We start from the raw sequence: 3,674 nt of genomic DNA, 5'->3' as shown, positions 1-3,674 counted from the left end.
ACCCCTATTTACGGGAAGGAGACATTCTTGTCGTGTGGAAACTGGACCGTTTAGGCCGTTCTATGGCACACCTGGTCAATACGGTGCAAGAACTGTCTGGTCGTGGCGTTGGCCTAAAAGTGCTAACAGGGCAGGGGGCGGCCATCGATACCACGACAGCTCCGGGCAAGCTGGTTTTTGGGATATTTGCAGCACTGGCTGAATTTGAGCGAGACCTTATTCGTGAACGAACCAAGGCGGGGCTTTCTGCTGCAGCGGCTAGGGGACGAAAGGGCGGACGTAAACCAGTAGTCACTGATGAAGGTTTGCAGAAGGCGCAGAGTTTAATGGCTCAAGGATTGAGTGTCCGGGAGGCAGCCGGAAGACTGAAAATTGGTAAGACGGCTCTTTATGATGCTTTACGCGCTTTCAAAACCAAAGGATTGTAAGTTAGACACCATCGAAATTTTGTGGCACCAATAATCAACCCGACAATTGGCGTTAGGCCGGACAACTTGAAGGGTTCCTGCGTGCAACCACCTGCTATCTAATTTAGGGGATGAAGGATTATGCCAGCAAGTCAAAAAAGCCGTAAAAGAAAACCTTCAAAGAGTGGGAAAAATAGAACATCACTTTTAGAACATAAAAAAGTTGGTTCTGAGTTAAGACCTGCATTTTCCCAGTTTGAAGGTGAAGTAATATTCTCTCATTGGTCAGATGAACGTCTTCCAGAAATTCTATGGGCTGCTGTTATAAGGGTTATTCAAGATCAGAACTATGCGATTTCTGAATTTAGGCGTGTGATTGATTTTGTCAGAAATCATGATAAAAAAGAAGAGTTATCAGATTTATCTCTTACTGGTATTTCAAAATTAAATGTACCGCTTCGCGATGAGTTTTTATCTTTCTTATTATCAAATCCTATTACAGCGTCAGCTTTAACAGTACTATTGATTTTTGAATATCTCCCTGCCAAGACTACATGGGCTAAATATCTTCCAAATACAGAGCCAGACATTAATATTATAATGATGGCAATAGGTATGTGTATACCTCACCAATCTCAAGAAGCAACAGATTGTCGATGGCTTGTAGCGATGGTCAGTGTAGTTACAGGAAAATTACGTGGGCCACGTGAATTTATAGAACCATTATTTAATTATCCGGATGAGGGTGACTTAAGAATAATACGTCCCACAATTCGAACTCTAGAAATGGCACTTAAATCCGAAAATGAGCAAAACTTAGTGTGGTCGAAAAACTTTTGGAATGAAGCTTGGGAAATCTCACCATGCTTAGAATTAGTGAAATCAGCCTCAACCCTCCCACTTGAACCTTACTGTACAAGAGAAAAAGTAGAAGCGTTACGCTATCAGTTAGAACAGCATTGGGAGAATACTCATTTAACCACGGCGATTGATGCAAAACACGATTGTGTTTTTGGAATAGCATTTTATTCTTTAACCATATTAGAAGAGTTGTTGCAGAGTGAAGTTAGGTCTGGAATATTAGCTAGATTAGGATTAAGAACGGTTTTAGAAAGTTACATCAGCTTGAATTATATGGTTTTGAAGGATGATAAAGAGTTATGGAAAAAGTGGAGAACTTATGGCGCAGGTCAAGCCAAATTAAATGCTTTAAAATTTGATGAATTTGTAGAATCACCTGAATTCATTAATAATGATACTTTAGAATCAATAGCATGTGAAGACGTATGGGAAGAATTTATTAATATAGAGCTTGGTAGTTGGAGTGGGTTAGATTTGAGAAAAATCAGTGAGTTAGCAGGTGTTAAAGACGATTACGATAAATACTATTCTTGGACGTCTACATATACTCATGCTACATGGGGAGCCGTAAGGGAGGCATGTTTTACCACTTGTGGAAATCCATTGCACCGTCTTCATCGATACCCTCATAAATCAAAATTACCTGATACGTTGTATGATGCATGTGTACTAGTCGATAAAATATTAAGTACATTAAACAAATGTTATCCAACATTTGAATTTCGGTTTTTTGATTAATAGAAAACGTTTATAGAGGGGGCCGAATGTCAAAAAGGCCCCTAACACCGCAAGTAACTCAGTCGCTCAAGTCCACTGCAATAAGCTAGTTCTCATTGAAATTAACGGCACCGCTAATCAAGAATGCATTTTATTGTAGAAACTCTCCGCCTGCTGCCAAAGCCGATGCAATTCTTCGGCGTGATTCGTGACCCAGGGTATAAAAATACTTCCATACCTGTTGTAAAATTCTCTGTTAATCTCAACAGCCACGAAATTGGGATCGTCGAGATAAACGCTTAAGGTCTGTAACTTATGAGTAAAACATACCTGAGGACTCAACCCTTTTCTGTAATAACAAAATATATCTCCTTCATTGTATTTCAAATCACTAAGTGAGTTAATTTTTCTAAGTAAGTCTTGAGATATTGAATATGAACCATAACGCGCCATTTCAGTTCTTCCGTGCTTTTCGAAATCATATGCATAATAATTTCCATCTTCTTCCATAAACTCAACCACCTTCATATGACAGTGCGGTAGAACCCCAGTGTGCACATACCAGGTATCATGCATAAGATTGGGATGGGTACTCCAATATTCACGCTCTTGGGGGGTTAAAATCTTATTACCTGCAAGAGCAGTTATCCCCAATCGCAAGGCATAATCTTTCGGTTGCTTCAGAATGGTTATTAAATCTGTGTATTTAAGAAATCCTGGCTGAGATTGAATCCATTTGGCATCAATAGTAATTCTAACAGCTCGTTTATTCTGTACTGGGGGTAAAATCTGGGCATTTGTGAAACCATTCATCTGCCTCCAGAACAATTCTTCATATTTGTTTAAAATTTCAGAACCGTTTGTAAGGCCATGCCCTAAAGGTGAGGGGGATGTTGTATACCAACTGTGCTTTCGTAAGATAGTGTTATCAGAGAGTTGAAGATAACCTTCATTTATTCCATTTGACACATTGATCGCATGTAAACCAGGAACACTAGTGTAATGATACAATTCCATTTAAGGCCTCACTCTTATTTCGTCGGTTATAGTATTGCTAATAAATCATTATCGACCATATCAGGTTCGGCTTTATTTTTTTATGCGCAAAGCGCATGAAGGCGACAGGTATTGCTACTTGGTGCTCTCTAAGTATGCCAACTTATGACCATGAAGGCCGCAGTCAGCCCGCTAAATGGCTAAGCTAAATTGTACCAACCGTTATCACTCACAGAAAGATGCCCCTGATCTACCAGCTCGTTTAATGCTAGTAGGGGTCATCAGTGCCCTGGCAGACGAACTGGAAATTGGAAACCCGATTGTTGTAAGGCATCACCTCTGATATTTGGGCCCTCCGGGTAATGCCGGTCACCTTAAGTGACCGGCTTTACCCGCGAGGCGGGCTTTTTTGTCACTTGCTGCTGGAACCAACACTAAGACTAAGTTCTGTAATGTGCAGGTTCCAACCACCTTGCCCCATGGCAAACATTGAACTGGCTATGCTTACAATGAGGATCACTGCGAAGAAGATTTCTTTCTTCATTTGGCAGCCTTTAACAATCTGGGCAAACCACCCTGTATTATCGTGTATCAGGCACAAGCAAGAGGATGTGATACATCTTGTATGCGCTGACGTATATTCCAGAGCTTATTCAAACCGCCGCTACAGTAGATGAATAAGGCGCTGGAACG

Annotated in this window: 4 protein-coding genes; 2 read left to right on the top strand and 2 right to left on the bottom strand. The window is 40.7% G+C overall.

Annotated elements, in window-relative coordinates; genetic code table 11:
- Both ACT3RR_RS22970 and ACT3RR_RS22965 read left to right on the top strand, forming a co-directional pair.
- A partial coding sequence (locus ACT3RR_RS22970) for a recombinase family protein (RefSeq protein WP_496201164.1) occupies positions 1-428 on the top strand: 428 nt, incomplete at its 5' end.
- A gap of 120 nt (positions 429-548) precedes the next feature.
- Positions 549-2,006 carry a DUF5677 domain-containing protein gene (locus ACT3RR_RS22965; RefSeq protein ID WP_496201163.1) on the top strand — a complete coding sequence of 486 codons (1,458 nt, stop codon included), beginning with the start codon at positions 549-551 and terminating at the stop codon, positions 2,004-2,006.
- Between the two features lie 117 nt (positions 2,007-2,123).
- On the opposite strand, the gene ACT3RR_RS22960 is transcribed toward ACT3RR_RS22965, so the two are convergent.
- Both ACT3RR_RS22960 and ACT3RR_RS22955 read right to left on the bottom strand, forming a co-directional pair.
- The gene (locus ACT3RR_RS22960) at positions 2,124-3,002 is read right to left on the bottom strand and encodes a hypothetical protein (protein ID WP_353504333.1); all 879 of its coding nucleotides are present in this window, start codon (positions 3,000-3,002) and stop codon (positions 2,124-2,126) included.
- Positions 3,003-3,393: 391 nt separating this feature from the next.
- Positions 3,394-3,525 carry a hypothetical protein gene (locus ACT3RR_RS22955; protein ID WP_255414179.1) on the bottom strand — a complete coding sequence of 44 codons (132 nt, stop codon included), beginning with the start codon at positions 3,523-3,525 and terminating at the stop codon, positions 3,394-3,396.
- Positions 3,526-3,674 lie beyond the last annotated feature (149 nt).

The organism is Ewingella sp. AOP8-B2-18 (assembly GCF_052376015.1).
In the GTDB taxonomy this organism is placed as follows: Bacteria; Pseudomonadota; Gammaproteobacteria; order Enterobacterales; family Enterobacteriaceae; genus Ewingella; species Ewingella allii.
The sequence above is the reverse complement of the archived record's forward strand: the minus strand, read 5'-3'. Positions and strand labels throughout refer to the sequence as shown.

Excerpts from the sequence above, each read along its gene's own strand:
- ACT3RR_RS22960 (WP_353504333.1), bottom strand. The coding sequence starts at position 3,002 with ATGGAATTGTATCATTACACTAGTGTTCCTGGTTTACATGCGATCAAT.
- ACT3RR_RS22965 (WP_496201163.1), top strand. The coding sequence starts at position 549 with ATGCCAGCAAGTCAAAAAAGCCGTAAAAGAAAACCTTCAAAGAGTGGG.
- ACT3RR_RS22955 (WP_255414179.1), bottom strand. The coding sequence starts at position 3,525 with ATGAAGAAAGAAATCTTCTTCGCAGTGATCCTCATTGTAAGCATAGCC.